At 73.8% G+C, this 22,870-nt stretch carries 22 protein-coding genes; 3 read left to right on the top strand and 19 right to left on the bottom strand.

The features are described 5' to 3' along the window. Positions 1-57: 57 nt before the first annotated feature. The 4 genes from CLV34_RS13060 to CLV34_RS13045 all read right to left on the bottom strand — a co-directional run bounded on the left by CLV34_RS13060 (position 58) and on the right by CLV34_RS13045 (position 3,099). Entirely contained in the window at positions 58-1,470 is a 1,413-nt protein-coding gene (locus CLV34_RS13060) for a hypothetical protein (RefSeq protein WP_100350740.1), read from the bottom strand. Beyond that, complete coding sequence (locus tag CLV34_RS13055; protein WP_100350739.1) at positions 1,470-2,078, bottom strand: RNA polymerase sigma factor; 609 nt, start codon at positions 2,076-2,078, stop codon at positions 1,470-1,472. Before CLV34_RS13055 ends, CLV34_RS13060 begins: the two co-directional genes overlap by 1 nt. 150 nt (positions 2,079-2,228) lie before the next feature. Next, positions 2,229-2,825 carry a YdeI/OmpD-associated family protein gene (locus CLV34_RS13050; RefSeq protein WP_100350738.1) on the bottom strand — a complete coding sequence of 199 codons (597 nt, stop codon included), beginning with the start codon at positions 2,823-2,825 and terminating at the stop codon, positions 2,229-2,231. 70 nt (positions 2,826-2,895) lie between these two features. Continuing rightward, the gene (locus CLV34_RS13045; RefSeq protein ID WP_100350737.1) at positions 2,896-3,099 is read right to left on the bottom strand and encodes a hypothetical protein; all 204 of its coding nucleotides are present in this window, start codon (positions 3,097-3,099) and stop codon (positions 2,896-2,898) included. A gap of 293 nt (positions 3,100-3,392) precedes the next feature. Between CLV34_RS13045 and CLV34_RS13040 the strand changes: the two genes are divergently transcribed. Beyond that, positions 3,393-3,899, top strand: a complete 507-nt coding sequence (locus CLV34_RS13040) for a hypothetical protein (RefSeq protein WP_157803843.1) — start codon at positions 3,393-3,395, stop codon at positions 3,897-3,899. Positions 3,900-3,921: 22 nt separating this feature from the next. On the opposite strand, the gene dinB is transcribed toward CLV34_RS13040, so the two are convergent. After that, positions 3,922-5,226 (bottom strand): DNA polymerase IV, encoded by a 1,305-nt coding sequence (gene dinB, locus CLV34_RS13035; RefSeq protein WP_100350735.1) that lies wholly within the window; start codon positions 5,224-5,226, stop codon positions 3,922-3,924. Between the two features lie 170 nt (positions 5,227-5,396). Between dinB and CLV34_RS13030 the strand changes: the two genes are divergently transcribed. Beyond that, positions 5,397-5,843, top strand: a complete 447-nt coding sequence (locus CLV34_RS13030) for a hypothetical protein (RefSeq protein ID WP_100350734.1) — start codon at positions 5,397-5,399, stop codon at positions 5,841-5,843. A 40-nt stretch (positions 5,844-5,883) separates the two neighbouring features. Here CLV34_RS13030 and CLV34_RS13025 read toward each other — a convergent pair whose 3' ends face one another. After that, positions 5,884-6,090, bottom strand: coding sequence for a hypothetical protein (locus CLV34_RS13025; RefSeq protein WP_157803842.1), 207 nt, complete (start codon positions 6,088-6,090; stop codon positions 5,884-5,886). Positions 6,091-6,213: 123 nt separating this feature from the next. Between CLV34_RS13025 and CLV34_RS13020 the strand changes: the two genes are divergently transcribed. Further along, positions 6,214-7,086 carry an HpcH/HpaI aldolase/citrate lyase family protein gene (locus CLV34_RS13020; protein ID WP_100350732.1) on the top strand — a complete coding sequence of 291 codons (873 nt, stop codon included), beginning with the start codon at positions 6,214-6,216 and terminating at the stop codon, positions 7,084-7,086. 34 nt (positions 7,087-7,120) lie between these two features. On the opposite strand, the gene CLV34_RS13015 is transcribed toward CLV34_RS13020, so the two are convergent. The 13 genes from CLV34_RS13015 to pip form a co-directional block, all read right to left on the bottom strand. Then, positions 7,121-7,948, bottom strand: a complete 828-nt coding sequence (locus CLV34_RS13015) for a DUF1206 domain-containing protein (RefSeq protein WP_100350731.1) — start codon at positions 7,946-7,948, stop codon at positions 7,121-7,123. A 61-nt stretch (positions 7,949-8,009) separates the two neighbouring features. Beyond that, positions 8,010-8,936 carry an ABC transporter permease gene (locus tag CLV34_RS13010; RefSeq protein WP_211289451.1) on the bottom strand — a complete coding sequence of 309 codons (927 nt, stop codon included), beginning with the start codon at positions 8,934-8,936 and terminating at the stop codon, positions 8,010-8,012. Then, positions 8,923-9,873 (bottom strand): ABC transporter ATP-binding protein, encoded by a 951-nt coding sequence (locus CLV34_RS13005; RefSeq protein ID WP_100350730.1) that lies wholly within the window; start codon positions 9,871-9,873, stop codon positions 8,923-8,925. The genes CLV34_RS13010 and CLV34_RS13005 overlap by 14 nt, the downstream gene beginning before the upstream one ends. A 4-nt stretch (positions 9,874-9,877) precedes the next feature. After that, complete coding sequence (locus tag CLV34_RS13000; RefSeq protein ID WP_100350729.1) at positions 9,878-10,999, bottom strand: LolA family protein; 1,122 nt, start codon at positions 10,997-10,999, stop codon at positions 9,878-9,880. An 88-nt stretch (positions 11,000-11,087) separates the two neighbouring features. After that, positions 11,088-13,259, bottom strand: coding sequence for an efflux RND transporter periplasmic adaptor subunit (locus tag CLV34_RS12995; RefSeq protein WP_100350728.1), 2,172 nt, complete (start codon positions 13,257-13,259; stop codon positions 11,088-11,090). Next, the gene (locus CLV34_RS12990) at positions 13,252-14,304 is read right to left on the bottom strand and encodes a hypothetical protein (protein WP_100350727.1); all 1,053 of its coding nucleotides are present in this window, start codon (positions 14,302-14,304) and stop codon (positions 13,252-13,254) included. Before CLV34_RS12990 ends, CLV34_RS12995 begins: the two co-directional genes overlap by 8 nt. Before the next feature lie 88 nt (positions 14,305-14,392). Continuing rightward, positions 14,393-15,625 carry an ABC transporter permease gene (locus CLV34_RS12985; RefSeq protein WP_100350726.1) on the bottom strand — a complete coding sequence of 411 codons (1,233 nt, stop codon included), beginning with the start codon at positions 15,623-15,625 and terminating at the stop codon, positions 14,393-14,395. Further along, positions 15,622-16,425 carry an ABC transporter ATP-binding protein gene (locus CLV34_RS12980; RefSeq protein WP_100350725.1) on the bottom strand — a complete coding sequence of 268 codons (804 nt, stop codon included), beginning with the start codon at positions 16,423-16,425 and terminating at the stop codon, positions 15,622-15,624. Before CLV34_RS12980 ends, CLV34_RS12985 begins: the two co-directional genes overlap by 4 nt. Then, complete coding sequence (locus CLV34_RS12975) at positions 16,422-17,747, bottom strand: efflux RND transporter periplasmic adaptor subunit (RefSeq protein ID WP_100350724.1); 1,326 nt, start codon at positions 17,745-17,747, stop codon at positions 16,422-16,424. Before CLV34_RS12975 ends, CLV34_RS12980 begins: the two co-directional genes overlap by 4 nt. A 440-nt stretch (positions 17,748-18,187) precedes the next feature. Next, on the bottom strand, positions 18,188-19,780 hold the full coding sequence (locus CLV34_RS12970; protein WP_245859215.1) for an MFS transporter: 1,593 nt from the start codon (positions 19,778-19,780) through the stop codon (positions 18,188-18,190). 203 nt (positions 19,781-19,983) lie between these two features. Next, positions 19,984-21,423, bottom strand: a complete 1,440-nt coding sequence (locus CLV34_RS12965; protein WP_100350723.1) for a hypothetical protein — start codon at positions 21,421-21,423, stop codon at positions 19,984-19,986. Next, entirely contained in the window at positions 21,411-21,722 is a 312-nt protein-coding gene (locus CLV34_RS12960; protein WP_100350722.1) for a hypothetical protein, read from the bottom strand. Before CLV34_RS12960 ends, CLV34_RS12965 begins: the two co-directional genes overlap by 13 nt. A 174-nt stretch (positions 21,723-21,896) precedes the next feature. Next, on the bottom strand, positions 21,897-22,868 hold the full coding sequence (gene pip / locus CLV34_RS12955; protein ID WP_100350721.1) for a prolyl aminopeptidase: 972 nt from the start codon (positions 22,866-22,868) through the stop codon (positions 21,897-21,899). Between the last annotated feature and the right edge of the window lie 2 nt (positions 22,869-22,870).

Raw genomic sequence — 22,870 nt, 5'->3', positions numbered from 1 at the left:
CTCGCGGTGCGCGCCGGGTGACGACGCGCACCGCGAGGGCGGCCCAGGGGCTGTCTGTCAGCCGCCTGCGAGCAAGACCATGTCCGTGTCGCCGACGAAACGCTCCGAGACCGTGACGGAGGACCCGGCGACCCACAGGGTGCCTCCTCCGTCCCGCGCCACCTCGAGGTAGGGCGCGACCCGGTACCCGGAGGTGTCGTACAGCTTTTCGTAGCCGAGGCCGGGCTGGCGGCCGTCGTCCTCTGCCGAGACGCCCGCGAGGGTGGGGAGCCGGCACGAGTCGGCCTCCGTGAGCCGCCCGGTCACGGTGACCGTCGAGGCCCGGGCCGTGCTGTGAACGCTCGTGGGCTGCCGACCCCACGACACGACGCGACCGTTCTCGACCCAGGCGATGCCGACCGACCGGACGTCCGCCGCAGAGACGCCGTGGCCGAGATGCACGGCGACCTGGACGCGCGCGCCCGACGTGCGGGCCAGCAGGTCCCCGGCGTCGACCGTCGTCGCCAGGATCCGGGGATCGGCGGTGTGCACGTGGACGGCGTCGTCCCACGACATCCCGCAGGTCAGCCCGGACCCGGCGAGCCACGCCGGCTCACCAGCGGTCGAGACGTCCGACACGACCGTCCCGTCGTCGGCGATCCGGACGGTGACTGCGTCCGACACCACGGTGGCCTGCGAGGTCGCCGTGGGTCCGGCGAGAACCTCGGCCCGCACCTGGTAGGTCCCTGCGGGGAGCAGCCTCTCGGCACCCGGGAGGCTGCCGCACGCCGACGGGGCCGAGAAGCGCGCGGCGCTCGGGTAGGTGCCGCCGGGCGACAGCTCGAACGTGTCGGGCGGCGCGTCGACCCCCGCTGACTCGCTGACGACCGTGCCGTCCTGGATCCAGACCAGCGCGGGGCTCGACACCACATGGCTGCCGCCGCCCTCGGAGACGTCCGTGACGGACACCGGGAGCTCCGTCGTCCCGGACGGTGCGCGGTGCACCGGCCCCGTCACACGCAGGCCCCAGTCGGTCGACGCGTGGTCGAGGAGATACGCCTCGGGCTTCGTCCCGCACGACCCGTCCCACGTGGCCTTCGCGGTGGCTCTGGTCGTGGTCGGGTCGGAGGACGTCCGGGTCGGTGCTGACGTGGACGTGGGCCGTTCCGTCGACGTGGCCGAGGGCGCCGGGGTGACAGCGGCGGTCGGCGACGACGTCGGCGTCGCGGTCTGCGTCGCCGGAGGGACGACGGGCGAACGCCAGGACGACGCGGACGAGACTCCCGCGACGACAGCACCGACGAGCACGCACGCGCTCATACCCGTCGTCACCGCGCGGGCCGTCCGACGACGACGGACGCGGCGTGCCACGCCGTCGAGCATCCAGGCACCGTCCTCCTCCGCAGAACGCGCCCGCGAGGCCAGGACCGCGCGAAGCGCCGCGGAGTCGGGGACCTCGGCATCGAGGTTCTCAGGGCCGGACTGGGGCATCACGCCACCTCCTTGTCGTCCTGGGGCGCGCTGTCTGCGACGCCCGCTGTGGTCTTCTGCGGGCCGGTGAGGTCACCCAGGGCGTCACGCAGGACGTCGAGGGCCTCGAACAGTCGGCGCTTGACCGTTCCCTGCGCGATCCCCAGGGTGGCCGCCACCTGCGGCACGGTCTGGTCCTCGAAGAAGCGCAGGACCACGCAGGCCCGCTGCCGCGGCGTCAGCCGCGAGAGTGCTGCGACGACGTCCGCTCGGGCGGTCGCGCCGGACTCCGGGCCCCGGGTGCAGTCGGGTGTCACGAGGCGGTGCTCGAAGCCGGCGAAACGCTGACGACGTCGGTACCCGTCGAGGTAGAGATTGAGGATCGTCGTGCGGACGTAGGCCTCCAGGAAGTGCGCCGGACCGGTGTCCACCGGGAGCGTGGCGCCCGTCGGATCGGTGCGCGGAGCCCGTAGTCCGGGCCGTCGCCCCCGCGCGAAGACCTTGTAGAGAGCCTCCTGCACGAGGTCCTCGGCTTCTCTCCGGTCCTCGCACAGCAGGAACGCGTAGCCCACCAAGGCACCTGAGCGTCTGTGGACCAGATCGCTCAGCTCCCCCTCCCATCGGCGCATCCGTCCACCCTTCTCTCGTCGAGGCCGCATAGGCCGCGGGCGCCCTCTGCGCACGCGCTCTCGATGAGGTCGACGAACGGCCGCCGCGGATCGTTGCCCAGCGCTCGGTCCGGTCGGCTCACCTGGCGACCGCCCAAGGTATCCCGGTGATCACTGCGGGTGGGGCGTCTCGCCGCGCTCCAGCATCGCCACGAGACGCGCGAGGCGGTTCGCGCGGCTCGTCGGGCTGGGAGCGGTGATGATGCGGTGGAGCACCGCGTACCGGTTCTGCCCGTTGAGACGCCCGAACGTGTCCAGGGCGGCAGGCGACGCGGCGAGGGCCTGGGCGAGGTCGTCCGGGATCTCGATGGTCCGGGCGCCGGCATACGCGCGGTCCCAGCGTCCGTCGGCCTTCGCCCGGTCGATCTCGGCCTGGCCGCGAGGCCGCATCCGGCCCTCGTCGGTGAGGCGGCCAACGAGCTCGACGTTCCGCGCGGACCACAGCGACCGGGCCCGGCGCGGCGTGTACCGCTGGAGGTAGGTCGTGGCGTCCAGTCCCTTGCGCTGTCCGTCGATCCATCCGCTGCACAGCGCCTCGTCGAGCGCCTCGGCGATGGTGAGCGTCGCCGGCGACGTCGTCCCCTTCTTGGCGATCCGGAGCCACACACCGTCGGACGACGCCTCGTTCTCGTCCAGCCAGGCGCGCCAGCTCGCGGCGTCGGGCAGGACGAGGGGATCGGGCTCGGTCGGACGCTCTGGGCCGCTCATCCTCGGAGCGTAGGGGGCACGCCCGACACGGAGAGGCGCGGGCACGCCGAGATGATGGGCGGCGCGGCGGTCAGAAGGCGCCGAGGCGGCGCGGCGAACCCGGGCGCGGCCGCTCCGGCCGGGGCTCCCAGGCGTCGGACGAGGCGACGGCGACCCACCGGTGACGCGCGTCGCGCAGCCCAGCACCGTCCGCGCGGAGCTCGGTGCCTGTGGTCGTGGCCAGGGCCGCGGGCCCCATCGGCAGGACCAAGGGCAGGAACGCGAGAGAGAACACGAAGAGGATCCCGAGCGTCGTCTCCGGGATCCAGTGGTCAGGGACGCCGCAGGGCGGTCGCGATCCGCCGTCGCCACAGCGAGGACGGCATGTCCCGCGCTTCTTCGTGCACCACGTCACGAGGGTATGCGCCCTGCCCCGGTGCGGACCCCTGCGTCGGGGTGGCTCAGGACGTGACGATCTCGAGGACGACGAACAGATGAATCGTCGGGGTCGCATCCCCGAGGACCCCGGACCGGTCAGCCGCGCACGGTACGCTCTCCGACGAATCGGACACCGACGGAGGGTCGGGCGTGAAGAAGCGGGTCTTCGTCAGCATGGTGGCGGTCGTCCTCGCGATCCTGTGCGCCGGCATCTTCGGCGCAGTCCGGGGCCCGTGGGTGCGTGACGACGCCGGGCCGGCGCAAGCCGAGGCGAACTCCGACAACGCGTCCCTCATCGTCGCCGCCGGCAGAGCGGCCGCGACGGTCCTGCCGACGCAGCGTCCACCCGACCTGGAGTACTTCACCGTCGTCGCGGCCGACGAGGACCGGTTCGAGGTCTGGGTCCAGCACACCGACGTCCTGTACGCGCTGTGCGTGGGTCGGGTCGTGCCGGACTCGGCGTGCGACGGCGAGGCGGCGGACGTCGTCCGGTCGACGACGGTCGACGGGATGCCCGTGCGCGTCGCGCAGGTGGGCCTGATCGACCCGCAGCGCCGGGAGCCCGTGGCCGTGTCGCGCTACTGGCGGGACGTGTCGTTGCGGCACGGCGTCCCGTCGTGGGTCCGGTCCTTCGTGCAGGCGGCGCCCACCGCGTGATCTCGCGGATCGGTCGTGGTCCTCAGGGGTCGTCCGCCGTGCCGCCGTCGGGCGTGTCCGGCAGGAGCGGGACGGCGAGCCCCGCCCCGCGGCGCAGCAGGCTCGCCCGGCCGACCGCCGACGCGCCGAACCGTTCCGCGACAGCGTCCACCGCGGCGTCCAGGTCGGCGCGCTCGCACCGGGCGCGGGCGCCGGCGGCCACCGGGACCGGACCGGCCGGTCCGAGCAGCCCGAGGTCGAGCTGCGGCTGGACGACCGCCGCGGAGCCGAGGTTGGTCAGCGCCACCCCGACGAGCGTGAGCCCGCGCTCGCGCACGAGAGGCTCGGCCTCGGAGAGCAGCACGAGCGCAGCACCGCCGAGGTGCGTTCCGACGTCCGTCGCGTGCGGCAGCGAGTGGGAGCGCGTGGCCCGCGTGTAGTCGGCGAAGCGGAGGCGCAGCACGACCGTCCGTGCGGTCCGGTCGCCGTCGCGCAGGCGTCGGCACACCCGGTCCACGAGCCCGAGCAGCGCGGCCCGCACCGCCTCGGGCGCGTGCGGACCGCGCCCCAGTGCGCGTTGGGCGCCCACGGACGACCGGCGGCGTCCCGTCTCGACGCGTGCGGACGTCAGCCCGTGGACGACCTCGTGCAGGTGGCGCCCCGCTGCAGGCCCGAGGATCGCGCGGAGGGCGCCCGCGGGCAGGGCCGCGACGTCGCCGGCCGTCCGGAGCCCGTGGGCGTGGAGTCGGGCCGCCGTGACCGCTCCGACGCCCCAGAGCTGCTCGACGGGGAGCGGGTGGAGGAACGCGTCCTCGGCGTCGGGCTCGACGACCAGCAGGCCGTCCGGCTTGGCGACGCGGCTCGCGACCTTCGCCAGGAAGGGGGTGCGGGCGACGCCGACCGTGAGGGTCAGGCCGACCTCCACGCGGACCAGGGCGCGGACGCGGGCGGCGATGTCGACGGGCGCGACGTCGATGTGCCGGAGCCCCGCGACGTCGAGGAACGCCTCGTCGATGGACACGCCCTGCACGCGCGGGGTGGTGCGCCGGAACACCTCGAACACGGCCTTGCTGGCTGCGCTGTACGCGTCGAACCGCGGGGGCACCACCACGAGCCCGGGGCACAGGGAGCGGGCCTCGCGCAGTCCCATCGCGGTGCGCACGCCACGTCGCTTCGCCTCGTACGAGCACGCGAGCACCACACCGCCGCCGACTGCGACGGGGCGGCCGCGCAGCCACGGCGCGTCCCGCTGCTCGACCGACGCGTAGAACGCGTCGAGGTCGGCGTGCAGGACGGTGGCGCGGCGCACGTCATCGCGCGCGTCGGCACCCTGCGGACGGCCCTCCATAGAACATATGTTCGAACACGGGGAGCCGTCACGTCCAGCCCTCGTCGGCCGCAGCCCCCTGAGCAGGGAAGTCAAGAGCGGGGAGAAATTTCACCCGCTCTCGCGCTGCGAGGGCGCGTTCCGTGGGTGTGGATAGGACCACAGACCGGTACACGCCAGGGGGTGGCGGAATGACGACGACGGACGACGTGCGACGGGCCGACCAGGCCGACGCGATCCTCGACGTGGTCGCGGCCGTCGAGGCCGTGCGCGAGGGACGCGACGGCGACCTGTGCTTCGTCGTGGCGGGCCGCTCCGACGACACGTTCCACGACCTGCTCGTCGCGACGGTCGCCCGCGCGCTCGGGGGGAGCCGGGAACGCCTCCTGCCCGAGGGTCTCGAGGTGCTCAGCCCCCACACGTGGACGGAGCTGCACGCGCGCGTGCCCGCGCTCGTCGAGCACCACCACGCGCCACGCCACGCGTCGCCCGACGAGGTGCCGGTCGCGGACCGCAACGTCGAGCTCGTCCGCGCGTTCGCGGCCCTGCTCGAGGCCGACGACCTGGCGTGCGGGGAGGGTCACTCCGCGCAGGTCCTCGCGACCGCCCGCCGGATGGCGCTGCGCGTCGCGGCGTAGCTCGGGCCCGCGCGGCCGACCCGTCAGGCGCCCGGGCCCGTCAGGGCTCGAGGCCCGCCTCGCGCGCCAGGTCCGCGTAGGTGCGGTCCCCGGGCTGGGCACGGTCGAGCTCGAGCGCACCGCCCCACTCGGCGAGGTGCAGGCTGCCCGCCTTCACCTCGTCGGCGGTCCATCCCGCGTCCCGGATGACCTCGAGCTGGTCCCGGAGCTGGTCCCGCTCCACGTCACGACCCGATGCTGTGCTCATGGTCCGACGCTAGCCCGGCCGGCTCCGACGGGCACGCGGGCGAGCCGGTTCGTCGGACGGACGACCCGGGCGCCGCGGCTAGGGTGGGGGAGCACCCAGATCCGGAACGGGAAGAGGCAGTCGATGACGACCGGGACGCAGCCCGACAGCACCACGGGGACGCGCGCACCGCGCAAGGTCGCGCCGGAGATCGCCCGGTCGTGGCTCCTCGTGAACGCGTCGCGGACCGAGCTGTACGCCCCGGCTGCGGCGTCGCGGGCCGACCAGGTGGTGCTCGACATCGAGGACGCCGTCGACCCGAGCACCAAGCCGGAGGCGCGCGAAGAGGTCGCGTCGTGGCTCGAGCACGGTGACCACGACACCTGGGTGCGCATCAACGACCGGTCGACGTCCTTCTGGTCCGACGACGTGGACCGGCTCGCCGGCCTGCCCGGGCTCGCGGGCGTGATGCTCGCCAAGACGGAGGCCGCGCAGGACGTCACGGAGACGTTCGACCGCCTGGGCGGGCACACTCCCGTCCTCGCTCTCGTGGAGTCCGCGCTCGGGATCGAGGAGGCCGTCTCGATCGCGCGCGCACGGGGGGCGTTCCGGCTCGCCTTCGGCAGCGGCGACTACCGCCGCGACACCGGCACGAGCGCCGACGACCTCGCGATGGCGTACCCGCGTTCGCGGCTCGTCGTCGCGAGCCGTATCGGTGGGCTGCCTGGCCCGATCGACGGGCCGACGGTGAGCAGCAACCACCCCGTCCTGCGCGAGCAGGCGGCGGTCACGGTCTCGCTCGGCCTGACCGGAAAGCTCGTGCTCGACGTCGACCAGCTGCCTGTGATCAACGAGGTCATCAGCCCCACGCCGTCCGACGTCGCGTGGGCCCGGGACTTCCTCGACGAGTTCGAGGCGCGTGGTCGCGTGATCCGTGACGGCAGCGACCTGCCTCGCCTCGGCCGTGCGCAGAAGATCGACACGCTCGCGCGAGCCTTCGGGGTCAACCCGTCCTGACGGGCCGGCGCGCGGCCCGTCGGCGAGCGGCCGGTCAGCGGGCGCCGAGGCGCGCGTACCGGGCGCGGAAGAAGAAGTAGACGCCGTAGGTGATCAGCCCGATCGCGACGACGACGAGCAGCACGACACCGAACGGCAGGTCCGTGAGCGCCTTGAGCGCGCCGTCGAGCCCGGACGCCTTGTCGGCGTCGCGCGTCAGCGCGGCGACGACGAACAGGACGCCGACGATCACGATCGCGACACCCTTGGCGACGTATCCGGTGGTCGCGGTCACGACCACGGCCTTGTCCACGGCGGGCGAGGACGGAAGCGTGATGTCCTCACGGAACTTCTGCCGGACGCCCTTGACGACGAAGTAGACGCCCACGGCGACGACGGCGAGACCCACGATCACGAGGAGCGTCCGGCCGCCGGTGGCGGCAAGCAGCCTGGCCGACCACGTCTCGGTCTGCTTCGAGCTGTCGGCGCCCGAGCCGATCGCGACCTCGAACGCCGTGAACCCGACGGCGACGTACGCGACCGCCGTGCCGACGTACTTGGCGCGCCGGGCCCACACCTTCTTGCTGTCGGTGCCGCGGAGCACGATCGCGCTGATCACGAGGAACAGGGCGAGGCACCACACGGCGACCGCGACGACCCACAGCATCGCCTCACCGCCCGGTGCCTTCGCGAGCTCCTCGAGCGCACCGCCCTGGTCGGCCTCGCCGGAGCCGCCGAACGCGACCCGGAGCGCGACCACCCCGATGAGGATGTGGACCAGCCCGGCGGCCGCGAAGCCGACCCGTGCTGCGCCCCGGAGGGCGGTGCTGTCCTGGACGGCGTCGGCGGTGCCCTGCGTGCGGCGGGCTGTGGTCGTCGGCATCGGACAAAAGTAGCGAGGCGTCCGGGTCCACGCCCGGTGGGGGGCCCGTTCGTGCAGCCGGTCAGCTCGTCACGTCGCGCGAGCCGAACCGTGCCCACGCCGCCGTCACGAACACGACCCCGTACGCGAGGTCGGTGAGCAGCCCGAGCCGCAGATCCGCCGTGTACACGGGGTCGCGCAGCAGGTCGGCGAACGCGAGCTGCTTGTCGACGAGGAGCCACGGGTGGATCGCGTGGAGCTGGCTGATCGAGTCGAGGATCCACATCAGGGTGCTGACGAGCACGACGGCGATGGTGGCGCCCATGGGTTGCTCGGTGAGCGTCGAGACGAAGAGCCCGAGTGCGCCGAGCGCGGCGAGGAACGCCCCGACGTACAGGCCCACGAGCAGCAGCCGCCACAGGGCGGCACCCAGCCCGAGCGTCGTGCCGGAGAGGGTCGTGACGGGGTGGAGCCCGAACAGCGCGGCGCCGGCGACGAGCCCGACGACCGCGACGAGGGCGACCGCGAGCAGCGCCCCCAGCACCACGGCCGCGTACTTCACGGCGAGCAGGCGTGTTCGTGGCACGGGCACGACGAGCAGCCCGCGCAGCGTCCCGACGTTCGCCTCGCCGGCGATCGCGTCGCCCGACAGGGCCGCGACCGCGAGCGGCAGGAACAGCCCGATCTCGACGCTCAGCGCGGCGAGCGCCACGAAGAACCCGTTCCCCGCGACCGACCCGACGAAGCTGTCGGTCGTCGAGCCCGACCCGTCCGACGCGCCGCCGCCGGCGACCTTGACCGCGATCGCGATGACGACGGGCACGACGGCGAGCACCGCGAGCCCGGCCTGGTTGCGGCGGCGGCTCAGGACCAGCCGCAGCTCCGAGCGCAGCAGGCGCCACGTGGCGCCGCGGACCGTCTCGGCGATGCTCTCGGGGACGCGATGGGGCACGCTGTCGGCGGTCGTGTCGGCAGTCGCGTCGTCCGTCGTGTCGTCAGGCGTCCGCACCGTAGCCTCCGCCCGTGAGCTCGATGAACCGGTCCTCGAGGCTCGGCCGGTGCACGACGAACCCGCGCACCGGCACCCCCGCGCGCACGAGCGCGGCCACGACGTCCTCCGTGGCGTGCCCGTCGAGCACCCCGCGGGCCGACGTGCCGCCGTCCGCCGTCACGTCCGCGAGCCCGAGCCGGACGAGCACCGCTGCGGCCGCCGCGGGGTCCGGCGTCGTCACCTCGGCGACCGGACGGGACGCACCGCGCACGTCCGCGACCGCACCCTGCGCGACGAGCCGGCCCGCACGCATCACGCCGAGGTGCGTGCACACCTGCTCGATCTCGGACAGCAGGTGGCTCGACACGAGCACGGTGACGCCCTCGGCGTGCAGGGCCCCGATCAGGGCACGGACCTCGCGTGTGCCCTGCGGGTCGAGCCCGTTCGTCGGCTCGTCGAGCACGAGGAGCTCGCGGTCGCGCAGGAGCGCCGCCGCGATGCCGAGCCGCTGCCGCATCCCGAGCGAGTAGGCGCGGTACCGCTTGGCCGCCGCGTGGAGCAGGTCAACGCGCTCCAGGGCGGCGTCGACGCGGTGGGCGGACGTCCGCGGGTCGGCGGTGCGGTCCGCGACGTCGAGCCGGACGAGGTTCGCCCGCCCTGACAGGTACGGGTGAAACGCCGGCCCCTCGACGAGCGCGCCCACGCGCGGCAGCACCGTCGTCAGAGCGTCCGGCATCGGGCCGCCGAGCAGCGTCACCGTGCCCGCGCTCGGCCGCACCAGGCCCAGCAGCATGCGGATCGTCGTCGTCTTGCCCGACCCGTTCGGCCCCAGGAACCCGTACACCCCTCCCCGCGGCACCGCGAGGTCGATCCCGTCGACCGCGGCCTGCGCGCCGAAGCGCTTCGTCAGCCCGCTCGTCGCGACGGCGAGATCCTCGCCGTCCCGTTCGCTCACCCCGTCAGCCCTGCGGGGCCGACGCGAGCGCGCCCGTCAGGACGTCGACCGGGACCGCACCCACGGCGACCCGCCCGTCGTCGGTGAGCACCGCCGAGAACAACGTGCCCCGCAGCACGTGCCCCGACCCCCACGCGCCCGATGCCGTCGGAAGCTGGTCGAGGACCTCCGTCGTCGAGCCGTCGCCGGTCAGCGCAGCGAGCTGGTCGTCGTCGAGCGTGCCCACAGCGACGGCGTCCCAGCCGTCGCCCACGACCGTCGGGTCCTGGGCGTCGCGCGTCGAACCCTTCGCCCCGGCGCCGGCCCGCAGCGGGACGGTCTTCACGGTGGCACCCGCAGGCGGGGTGAAGTCGAACGTGCTCGCCGGCGGGGTCGCGAACGACACGTCCGTGAACCCGACGTCCACGGCCGGCTTCGACTGCTCGACCGACCACACGCGCACGCGCAGCGGCACGTGCGTCGCGGCGTCGACGTCGACCGCGACCTCCCGCACGAGCGTGCGCTCCGACGGCTTCGGCGTGAGCGTCAGCGTGTACGCGGGACGACCCGCGACCCGCGCGGTGTCGTCCGTCGCGACGACCGTGCCGGGGTCCACGGCACCGAGCGCGGCGCGCGCCGCGGCGTCCGGCGTGAGTGTCGGCCCGACCCCGCCCGTCGCGGACGGGACGCCCGCCCTCTCGGCGGGCAGCGTGACGTGCGTCGCCGACCGCGCAGCGCTGTCCCACAGCCACACGTCCGTGCCGTCGCGCACCACGTCCGTCTCCGACTGGCCGCCGAGCACCGCGACCCGCGACCGTCCCGGCCCGTCCGACCACACCCGGAGCGTGTGCGTCCCCGCGAGGACCGACGCCGACGACCCGCCCGCGACCGGCCCCCCACCCAACCCCGGGACGCCGGACAGGTCAGGGAGCCCGAGGCGCATCGTCGCCTCGACCGTCCCCTGCACCGACGGCGTCGTCGGGCTTGCCAGGTCCACCAGGAGGTCCTGCGCCGACACGGCCGGAAGGTCGGGGTGGTCGTCGGCGCTCGCGACCGTCGACGTGCCCACCGCGACGGCGCCCACGAGGGCCGCCGCGGCGACGGGAACCGCCCACCGCAGCGCCGGGCGCCGGTCGAAGATGCTCATCTGTCGATCTTGCGCCTCTCGACGCCCGGATGCCAGGGGTCGGTGCGCGCCCACGATGGATGGGGAGCAGTCCCGCCGTCCTCGTGCGTCAGCCGCGGTCGCCGCCCGGCCCGCCTCCCGAGAAGCCGCCCGGGCCGCCGCCCTGGAACCCGCCGCCGTTCGAGTCCCCGGACCCGCCGATGCCCGACAGGCCGCTCGTGCTGTCCGTCGAGTCGTCGGACGAGATCGCCTGGTCGAGGTCCGCGAGGACGACCTGCTGGCCGACCTTCACACCCGACGTGACCTCGGTGAGCGCGGTGCCCACGGCACCCAGCTGCACGTCGACCGTCGACACCTTCCCGCCGTCGAGCACCTGCACCGTGTGCTTCGTGCCCGACGTGGTGATCGCGGACGTGGGGACGACCGTCGCGCCCTTCGCGGACGCGACCGCGACGGACATCTGCGCGGACGCACCGTCGAACAGGGTGCTGTCCGTGTCGTCCAGGGTGACGGTCACGTCGTAGGACGGCGTCGACGTCTCGGACTGGTTCGTGATCCCGATCCGGGAGACCGTCCCTGTGAGGGCGTCCTTCGAGCCGGTGACCGTCGCCGCGACGTCCTGACCCGTCGTGAGCAGCTTGACCTCCGTCAGCGGCACCGTCGCGTCGACCACGTAGCCGGTCTTGCCGACGACGGTCACGACCTCGCTCGACGACGACGCGCTCACGCTGTCGCCCTTCGCGATCGAGACCTCGGCGACCGTGCCGGCGATGCGGCTGGTCAGCTCCGAGTGCGACGCCGAGGCGGTCGCGATGTCGACGTCCTGCTGGGCGACGTCGACCGCCGCCCGGTCCGCCAGGATGCGCTCGGCCGTCACGGCCACCCCGCCGGACGCGCCCCCCGCGCCGCCCGACGTGCTCCCGGACGAGTCGCTGCCGGAGTGCGAGCCCGATCCCGTCGAGCTCCCGGAGCCGCTGTCGCCCGAGCCGGCGGAACCGCCCGACCCGGAGAAGCCGCTGCTGCCGGCGCCACCTCCGGTGCCCGCGCCGCCACCGGAGGCGCCGCCGGTGCCTGACCCCGCGCCCGACCCCGTGCCCGAGCCGTTGCCCGTGCCGGACCCCTTGCCCGCGCCGGAGCCGGAGTCGGTGCCCGCGCCGGAGCCGGAGTCGGTGCCCGCGCCGGAACCCGAGCCGGAACCGCCCGAGCCGCTGCCGGAACCCGCGGCGTTCTGCTCGGCGTCGACCGCGGCCACCAGCTCGTCCACGGCCTGGTCCAGCGCCGTCGCGAGCGACAGCAGCTTCTGCTGCGCCGCGTCGACGGTCGTCTGGTCCGTCAGCACGCCCGAGATGGCGTCCTGGCAGTCCTTCAGCGCGTCCGCGACGGTGGAGTCGTCGTCCGAGCCGGTGCTGCTCCCGGTCCCGGTCCCGGTGCCGCCGCCGGTGCTGTCGTCAGCGTCGTCCGTGTCGGCGGTGGTCGCCGCCAGGAAGGCGGCGCACGTCGCCTGCGACGCGGTGACGCCGTCGCTGCTCGTGGACAGCGCCTTCGACGCGATCTCGTACTGCGCCAGCAGGGCCTCCTGCGCGGAGGCGACCTTCTTCTGCGCGGCGGCGACGTCGTCGGTCGAGCTCGTCGTGGTGCCCGTGGGCTTGCCGCCGGACGTCCGCACCACGTACGCGGCGGTCTGCACCGACGTCTGCGTGGAGGCCCGTCCGGAGGTCGTGCTCCCGGCGTTCGCCGCGCCGCCGGTCCCCGAGCCGCCGCCCGACCCGGAGCCCGACGAGTCGCTCACCGTCTCGCCGTTCGCCTGGGCCTCGAGGTCGTCGGCGAGGGTCTGCTCGGCCGACGTGAGGGTGTCCTGGGCGTCGTCGACCGCGTCCTGGAGGTCGTCCGTGTCGAGGGTCGCGAGCACCTGGCCCGCCTTCACGGTGTCGCCCACGGCGACCTTCACGGACGCGACGGTCCCCGCCACGGGGAACGACGCGTCGTCCCGCGCAGCGGACGCGACCGTCCCGTCGGTGTGGACCGTCTGGTCGACGTCGCCCGTGGTGACGTCGGCGGTGCGGTAGTGGGTGCCGCCGTCGCGCGTGACGGCGACGGCCACGCCGCCCACGGCGACGAGCGCGGCCGCGCTCACACCGGCGACGAGGACACGCCGTCGTCGCGCCCGCCGGCGGCGCTCACGGGGAGTGAGTCGCGGTGCGCGGACGTGCGCCGGGGACGACGGCTCGTTCTCGAACCCGGTGAGCAGCGGCCCCTGCTGCGGGGTGCTCTGCTCAGGCATCGGTGCCGCCGCCCTCGCCGTTGCCGGACCCGCCCTGACCACCGTTCTGCCCGCGGCCGCCGCCGAACCCGCCGAAGCCGGTCGAGCAGCCGTCGTCGCCCTTCGTGGAGAGCGTGACCTGGGTCGCGGCGAGGGTGCCGGACGTGTCCTCCGTGCCCTGGGCCGTCATGCACAGGCCGACCTTGATCGCGGACGCCGTGGCCGTCTTGGTGGTCGTGTACGTGGTCGAGCCGGTCACGGCCACGGTGCGCGGCGTGGTCGACGTGCTGGGCGTCGAACCCGCCGACGGCGTGGCGTCGCCCGTCGGACGCTGGAAGCTCACGGAGTCGACGGTGAGGGTCGAGCCGGAGACCTTCGTGACCTTGCCGGACACGAGCCCGCCGCCGAAACCGCCGAACCCGCCGCCCGCGCGCCCGGTCGCGGCGCCGCTGGGCATCGGCATCTGGCCACCCTCGCCCTGCGGTCCGCCCTGGGGCATCTCGCCCTGCTGACCGCCGGTGCCGCCGCCGGGGAACCCGGCCCCGCCGACGCCGCGGCCCGTGGTGCACTCGCCGTCGGTCGCGGCCGTGATCGTGATCGCGGACGCGGTGACGGGCGTGGACGTGTCGTCCGACGAGCCGGACGCGTCCGACGAGCCCGACGACGAGGCGTCCGACGTCACCATGACGCAGCTGCCCACCGTGACGTCGGAGAGCGATCCCGACACCCGCTGGCTCACGGTCGTCTTCGACGTCCAGCTCACCGCGGTCTGCGTGCTCGTCGACTGGACCTGCGCGGTCGAGCCGTCGATCGCGGCGATCTCGCCGGACACGCCCGGGGTGCGCTGCGCCCCGCCCTGCCCGCCGTTCTGGCCACCCTGCTGCTGGCCGTTCTGCTCGCCAGTCTGGCCCTTCGCCGCCGCCTGGCCGGACGCGCTGTCGTCTCCCGACGAGCAGGCGGCCAGGGTCAGGGCGGCGACGAACAGGGTCGCCGCGCCGGCGACGCGGACGGAGCGGCGCGTCGACCGGCTGACGGGGGTGCGCGCGGGGGTGCTGGACGGGTTCATGGGGTCTCCTCGGTGGGGGAGGGGGACGGAGGACAAGGACGGGTGCGGCCGGCGGGCCGCGCGGTGCTCGAGGTGGTCCACGGCGGCCTCACTCGCTGCGCAGGGCGTCGATGGGGGCGAGGCGCGCGGCACGGACCGCGGGGTACACGCCGAACACCAGGCCGATCGCCAGGGCGATCGCGATGGACCCGAACACCGCCGGCATGGAGACGACGATCGACGAGTCGAGCACGTCGGGCAGGACCTTCGCGGCGAGGATCCCGAGGCCCGCGCCGACGATCCCGCCGGAGAGCCCGAGGATCGACGCCTCGGTGAGGAACTGTCGCCGGATCGCGGTGGGCGGGGCGCCGAGCGCCTTGCGCAGACCGATCTCCCGCGTCCGCTCGGTGACGGAGACGAGCATGATGTTCATGACGCCGATGCCGCCGACGAGCAGCGACAGGGCGGCGATGCCGGTGAGCAGCACCGTCAGCGTCCGGTAGACGGACGTCGCCGTGGACACCAGGGCGTCCTGCGAGCTGACCGTGAAGTCGGCGTTGTCGGCGTTCGTGATGCCGTGCAGGTTCAGCAGCAGGTTCTGCGTCTCCTGGTAGGCGGCCGAGATCTCGTCGGTGCCGACGGCCTTGACGTAGATCGTCGAGACCGACGTGCGGTTGGTGCCGCCGACGATCGTGCTCGCCATGGTGGCGAGCGGTACGACCGCAGTGTCGTCGAGGTCGTCCGACGAGCTGGCGCCCGCCGACGAGAGCACGCCCACGACGGTGAACGACACGTCGTTGATCGTGACGGTGCGGCCCACGGCGTACGGGCTGCCGAACAGCTCGGTCGCCGTCTCGGACCCCAGCACGATGTTCGTGGCCTGGTCGGTGTCGTCGTCCGCGGTGAGGAACCGGCCCTGGGCGAGCGTGCGCGAGCGCACGTCCGTCCACGACGGGGTGGTCCCGACGACCGTGGTCGTCCAGTTCGTGTCGCCGTTCTCGAGCGACTCGGACGCCGACTTCTCGGGCGCGACGGCCTCGACGTCCGGTGCGGCTGTCTGCGAGGCCAGCGCCTCGGAGTCCGCCACGGTGAGCGTCGTCGACGACCCGAACCCGCCGCGGACGCCCGCGGACGACGTCGTCGACCCCGGCGTCACGATGAGCAGGTTCGAGCCGAGCGAGCTGATCTGCGCGCTGACGTCCTTCTGCGTCCCGAGGCCGAGCCCGACGGTGAGGATCACCGCGGCGATGCCGATGAGGATGCCGAGGACCGTCAGGAGGGAACGCATCGAGTGCGCGCGGATGGCGTGCCACCCGGTGGAGAGGGTCTCGCCCCAGCTCATCGGACGCCCCCGTTCTCGTCGTGGTGCAGGTAGCCGCGGTCGTCGTGCAGCGCGGACGCAGGGCCGTCGCTCTGGATGACGCCGTCCCGGACGCGCACGACGCGGCGGGCGCGCTCGGCGACCTCGGGCTCGTGCGTGATGAGGACGATCGTGCGGCCCTGCGCGTGCAGCTCGTCGAACAGCGCGAGGACGTCCTCGGTGGACACCGTGTCGAGGTTCCCGGTGGGCTCGTCCGCGAGGATGAGCGCCGGCTCCCCGACGAGGGCGCGCGCCACGGCGACCCGCTGCTGCTGGCCGCCGGACAGCTCGCCCGGTCGGTTCTCGAGCCGGTCGCCCAGGCCGACGCGCTCGAGCGCGGCGCTCGCCCGCTCCTTGCGCTCGGCGCGCTGCGTCCCCCGGTACATGAGCGGCAGCTCGACGTTGCGCCAGGCGGAGAGCGACGGCAGCAGGTGGAACTGCTGGAACACGAAGCCGATCTCCTCGTTGCGGAGGGTCGCGAGGTCGATCTCGTCGAGCTCGCCCACGTCGTTCCCGGCGAGCCGGTACTCACCCGTGGTGAGCACGTCGAGGCAGCCGAGGACGTTCATGAGCGTCGACTTGCCGGAGCCCGACGGGCCCATGATCGCGACGTACTCGCCGCGGTCGATCCGCAGGTCGACGCCGCGCAGCGCCTCGAACTCGATCGAGCCGGAGCGGTAGGTCTTGCGGCCGCCGGCGAGCTCGATGACGGGGGTCGAGGTCGCGGGAGCGCCCGCGTCCGAGGCGGCCCAGGGTGCGGTGGTGGTCGTCGTGGTCGTCACCCGCGGCCACCGCCGCCCTGGAAGTTGCCGCCGCCCTGCTGCCCGCCGCCGCCCGGGAAGTTGCCGTAACCACCCTGGCCACCACCGGGGAAGCCGCCCTCGCCGCCGCCGGGGAGCTCGCCCTGCTGGCGGTTGCCGGTGCCGGTCCCGCCGTTGCCGGTCGACACGACCTGCGTGTACTGCACGGTCTGACCCTCGGTGAGGCCCTTCGTGATCTCGACCATCTGGCCGGACGTCTCGCCGACGGTGACCGTGGTCGGGGTGACCGTGCCCTCGTCGTCGACGACGTCGACCGTCGCGGTGTCGCCGTCACGCGTCACGGCCGCGGACGGGACCGCGAGGACGTCGGAGCGGCGCTCGTAGACGATCGCGGCCGTCACGGACGTGCCGTCGTAGAGACCCTTCGGAGAGCCGGTGACCTGCACCGTGACGGGGTAGGACACCGAGCCGGACGACGTGCTGGGCAGCAGACCCACGCTCGACACCGTCCCGAACACCGTGTCGGACAGGTCGTCGCCGGTGAGCTCGACCTGCTCGCCCTTCTTGACGTTCGCGATGTCGTCCTCGCCGACCGTCACGGAGACCTCCCACGACGACTGCCCGACGATGACGAACTGCGCCGAGCTCGACGTGCTGGTCGACGACGAGCCGGAGCCGCCCCCGCTGCCGGTACCACCGGCGCCCGACGTCGAGGCGGACGAGCCGGAGCCGGACGAGCCGGAGCCCGACGCGCTCGAGCTCCCCGTGACCGCGTCACCCTTCGCCACGTTGACCTCGGTGACCAGGCCGGCGGCCGGTGCCTTGAGGGTGGCGTCGTCCATCGCGTCCTCGGCGGTGTCGACCGCAGCCTGTGCCACGTCGACCTGCGCCTCCTTCGCGCTGACCTGCGCCTCGGCGGAGTCGGACCCGTCGTTCTCGTCCTCGGCGGTCGCGAGGTCGGACTTCGCGCTCGCGAGGTCCGCCTTCGCGGACAGGAGGTCGGCCTTGAGCTCGAGGGTGTCGATCGTCCCGAGGACCTGGCCCTTCTTGACGGTGTCACCCTCGGCGACCTTCACCGAGGTGACCGTCCCGGACGCCCCGAAGGACACGTCCTCCTGGACCGACGGCGTGAGCGTCCCGGACGCCGACACGGACTTCTCGATGGTCGTGGTGCTGACCTCGGCGGTCCGGGTGACGGACGTCGCGGTCGCAGCGCCCGCGTCGGGCGACCGCCAGACGAACCACCAGGCGAGCGCGACGGCGACGACGAGCACACCGGCCGTCCCTACGACGAGCAGTCGGGTGCGTGGCCTGTCCCAGGCCCGGTGCAGCAGGGCGCCCATGATCTCCCTCGGGGTCGGCGAGCGCAGGGGGCGCTCGATGATGTCTGAGGGGAACGTACGGAGCGGGACTTGACCGGCACTGTCGCGCACCTGTCAGCCACCTGTGCGACGGCGGGCCCGGCACCTTCGGGTCAGCCACGACCACCGGCGCGTCAGCCACGACCGTCGGCCTGTCAGCCACGACCACCTGCGGGTCAGCCGCGACCGTCGGAGGCGCTGGTCTGGGATGCCTCGACCTGGCAGGACGTAACCACAGGCGGCAGCCGTCTCGCGCTGGTCGTGGTTGACGCGAAGGTGGTCGTGGTTGACATGGGGTCGGTCGTGGCTGGCCGGCCACGGTCGTGGCTGGCCGGCGCGCGCGGGAGGGGACGCACGACGGGCGCCGACCGTGGTGGTCGACGCCCGTCGCGTGGTTGTTGCGGGGTGGTGCGGTGCTGCCGTCAGGCTGCGACGGCACCCTCCGCGGGGAGCGAGTCCCTGCGTGCCACGATGACGAACGCGGCGATGAGCAGCGCGATCGCGAAGAACCCGGCGCCCCACACGTACGCGGTGTGGAAGCCGTGCACCTGGGCGGTCGCTGCCGTCATCGGGTCCTTCGGGTTCGCCCCGCCCGCGACGAGGTCGCCGATCTTGTCGGTCGCGGCGGAGATCGCGACCGTGTTCAGCAGCGCGAGGCCCAGCGAACCACCGATCTGCTGCGACGTGTTGAGCACCGCGGAAGCGATGCCGGCGTCGTGCCCGCCGACGCCGATGAGGGCCGTCGACGACACCGGGATGAAGACCGCGGCCATGCCGAGGCTCATGACGAGGATGCCGGGGAACACCTGCGTCCAGTAGCTGCCCTCGGTGCTGGTGCGGGTCAGCAGCAGGAGGCCGATGGTCGCGAACGCGAGGCCCGGGATCATGAGCGGCTTCGGACCGAGCTTCGGCAGGAGCCGCGAGACGACGCCCGCCATGGCGATGATGCCGAGGCTGAACGGCAGCATCGCGAAGCCGGTCTTGAGGGGCTCCCAGCCGAGGATGTCCTGGAAGTACAGCGTGAGGAACAGGAACATCGCGAACATGCCGGCGCCGGCGAGCAGGAACACGAGGTACGAGCCGCCGCGGTTGCGGTCGAGCACGATGCGCAGCGGGAGCAGCGGGTTCTTGACCCTCGTCTGCAGGTAGACGAAGAGCACGAGTGCGACGACCGCGACGGCGAACAGCGTGAGGACGAGCGGGTCGGTCCAGCCGACCGTCGTCGGGTTGCCCTGCGCGTCGGTGGTCTGCTTGGCGGCCTCGGTGAAGCCGTAGACGAGGGCGACGAGACCGCCGGTGGCGAGGATCGCTCCGGGGATGTCGAGCCGCGTGTCACCGGCCGCCTTCGACTCGGGGACGATCCGCGCGGCGAAGATCGCGGTGACGATCACGATCGGCACGTTGACGTAGAGGCACCAGCGCCAGTCGAGGTACTCGGTGAGCACGCCGCCCGCGATGAGGCCGATCGCGGCGCCACCGCCGGCGATCGCGCCGAAGACGCCGAACGCGCGGGCGCGCTCGTGCGGCTCGACGAACATCACGGTGATGAGCGAGAGGGCCGCGGGGGCGAGGAGGGCGCCGAACACGCCCTGGAGGGCGCGCGAGCCGAACAGCCAGCCCTCGTTCATGGCCATGCCGCCGAGGCCGGACGCGGCCGCGAAGCCGATGAGGCCGATGATGAAGGTGCGCTTGCGGCCGAGGTAGTCGGCGATCCGCCCGCCGAGCAGGAGCAGGCCGCCGAAGGCCAGGGTGTAGGCCGTGACGGCCCACTGGATGTTGGCCGGCGAGATGTCGAGATCCTCGGCCGCGGACGGCAGCGCGACGTTCATGATCGACGTGTCGAGCACGATGACGAGCTGCGCGATGGCGATGACGGCCAGGGCGGCCCAGCGCTTGGGGTAGGACGCGAGGTGGGCGTGCGGGTCGTGCTCGACCTCGCCGCCCGAGTGGGGCTCGACGGTGGTCGCGGAGCTCGCGGCCTTGTCGAGCGGGACGGAGGCATGCTGGTCGGACACGTGTCCTCCAAGGACGGGGCGGAGTGGGTGCGGCGGCGTCGCCGGTGCGTCGCGCTGCCGAGGGCCGGATGCGGAGTCGGGCCGGGCGGGCGGCGAGAGGGTTACAGCACAGCAGCAGCACAGGGGTACGTCAACGCGATTCGACCGAGAATCCGGAAGACGGCTCCGTTTCCGCTCAGGGCGAACGTAACTGGTTGCCCGGGTCAGCGGATCGGGATGTCGGCGCGCAGTGCGCCCCGTGCCGCAGCAGGCAGGGCGGGAGAGCCGCTCGCCGGCCCGACGACCGTCAGCGTCGACCCGGCGGGCCGGGGGATCGAGTCCAGGAGCCGGACGACCGCCGTCCCGGCCACGTCGGCGTCCCGAGCTCCCGGGTCCGGCGTGGTGCCCGCCAGGTCGTGCAGCACGGGCGCGTGCGACACGACGAAGAGCGCGGTCGGCGACTGCCCGGCGTACTCCTCGTACAGGGCCGCACCGCGTTCGTCGGCGAGCCGGAGCTGCTCGGCCGTCGTCGCCGTCCCCGCGTCGAGCACGCCGACGTGCCGGACCCACGCGGGGATGTCGCCGTGGTCGTCGAGCGGGCCGAAGTAGGTCACGTAGGTCGACGTCTCCGGATCGAACGCCACGACGGCCGCACCGTGCCGCGTGTGCCGGTGCCCGTCGACGTCGCGCCACGCCGTCGGGGTGTCGAGCACGCGCCGGAAGAACGCGTGCCGGGGGACCGCGACCGCGGGGACCTGGTCCACGAGGCGCCGGCCCAGGCTCCGCAGGCGTTCGCGGTTCGCCGCGAAGCACACGCTCAGCGGGACCCCGACCGTCGCCACGCCGACGATCGCCGGCTGTGCCACGGCGGCCGGCGTGTCGTGCCGCGGCGGCGCGTCGTCCGCGGTGTGCGAGGCCGGGACGACGACAGGCGGCGGACCGGCCGGGGCCGTGCCCTCCGGGACGCCTGCCGTGCCCGCAGCCCCCGCCGGCGCCGTGTCGACCGGTGGGGTGGGCGGGGCCAGGACCGGGGCCGGGGTGCGGCGGACCGGATCGACGGGGTGCGTGCGGCGCGGCGCCGCCGCGGAGCGACGACCGGACGCCGTGGCCGCACCCCGCAGGGCGATCGCGTGGTAGTCCGCCAGCTTCCGCGCCGTCCCGTCGTCGAGGGTCGCGCGGCGCTCGGCCAGCCGCTGGATGCCCGACGTCGCCGCCGACCAGTCCGCGACGGCCTGGTCCCAGGTCGCCCGCGCCATGTACGGGCCGACGAACGAGGAGGACCAGTTGAAGGTGTTCCACGGGCTCAGACCGTTGGCACGCGACCCGCGCGCCGTCGCGTCGGCCGCCTCGACGGACAGCCGGGCCGCGGTGCGGGCGATGTCCTCGACCTCGTCGGCGTAGTCGGTCAGGATGTCCGCGACGGTGCCGCAGTCGGCCTGGAGCGACGTGATCGTCCCGACCTCGGACCCCAGCCGGTCGGCCAGGGCCGTGACGGCGTCGCCGTGCTGGTCGTCCAGGAGCGCCTTCGCCTGCGCCGCGTAGCGGGCCTCGACACCGAGCTGGTGCGCCCAGTGGCGGTACGTCGCCGCCAGGTCCCGGATGCCGGCGGGGTCGCCCGCGCCCGGACCGGTCGCGGCGTCGGTGGTGCCCGTCAGCTCGGCCACTCGATGCCCTGCCAGATCTCGTCGTCGGCCTGGTCGACCCCGTCCTCGACGGTCGACGTCGACGTCCCGGCGTTCGTCAGCGCGGTCCGGGTGACCTCGATCGCGTCGCGCAACGCCATGTTGGCCTTGACCAGGGCCGGCGACACGACATCCGAGCCGAGCGCCGTCGGCGGGTACATGCCGATGTCGACGCCGTCCTGGACACAGCACACACCACCCGTCGCCCCCAGGGTGAGCGCCTTGTCGAGGGTGGCGCGCACCGCGCTCAACGTGTCGGAGTCGATCTGCAGGTCGCTCACCGGCTGCCCACCACCCCGTGGCCGGCCCGTGCACTTCGCGTGGCGCGCATCGCCTTTCCCCCCATTTGTCCGGACGTGCGGGCGCCACTCTAGCGGGGGGCGGGACAACGGGAAGACGGCCGTCCACAGGGCCTCTCGGCGTCCGTCGACGGCGAGTGCAGGGGTCGTGCGGCGTCAGGCGGACGCGAAGCGATCCGTGGCCTCGACCAGCGCGCGGAGCGTGCCCGGCTCCTTGAACGCGTGCCCCGCGTCCGGGACGATCAGCATCTCCGAGCCCGGCCACGCCCGGTGCAGGTCCCAGGCCGTCACGGCGGGGCACACCACGTCGTAGCGGCCCTGCACGATGACGCCCGGGATGCCCTCGAGGCGGCCCGCGTCGTCGATGAGCTGACCCTCGCGGAAGAAGCCGTGGTGCACGAAGTAGTGGTTCTCGATCCGCGCGAACGCCGTCGCCGACGCGGGCTCCGCCGCCTCGGCGATGTGCTCCTCGTCCTCCAGCAGCGTCGACGTCGACGACTCCCACGTCGTCCACGCGACCGCCGCGGGAACGTGCACCGCCGGGTCGGCGTCGAACAGCAGCGAGTGGTACGCGGCGATGCGCTCGCCCGGCGGCACACCGGGCACCTGCGCCAGGAAGTCGGCGTACCGCTCCGGGAAGACGTTGCCCGCGCCGCCCTCGTAGTACCAGTCGAGCTCGGACCGACGCAGCGTGAAGATGCCGCGCAGCACCAGCTCCGTCACGCGCTCCGGGTAGGTCTCCGCGTACGCGAGCGCGAGCGTCGAACCCCACGACCCGCCGAACACGAGCCACTTGTCGATGCGCAGGTGCGCGCGCAGCACCTCGAGGTCCTCGACCAGGTACCACGTCGTGTTCGTCGTGAGGTCGGCGTCCGGCTCGCTCGCGTGCGGCACGCTCCGACCACAACCACGCTGGTCGAGCAGGATGATCCGGTACTTCTCCGGGTCGAACAGGCGGCGGTGCACGGCGCTCGTGCCACCACCCGGACCGCCGTGCAGGAACACGGCCGGCTTGCCCAGCGGGTTGCCCGACGCCTCCCAGTAGATCTGCGCACCGTCGCCCACGTCGAGCATGCCCGACGCGTACGGCTCGATCTCGGGGTACAGCACGTCGTCGGTCGCCGTCATCG

This window comes from Luteimicrobium subarcticum (assembly GCF_002798015.1).
In the GTDB taxonomy this organism is placed as follows: domain Bacteria; phylum Actinomycetota; class Actinomycetes; order Actinomycetales; family Cellulomonadaceae; genus Luteimicrobium; species Luteimicrobium subarcticum.
The sequence above is the reverse complement of the archived record's forward strand: the minus strand, read 5'-3'. Positions and strand labels throughout refer to the sequence as shown.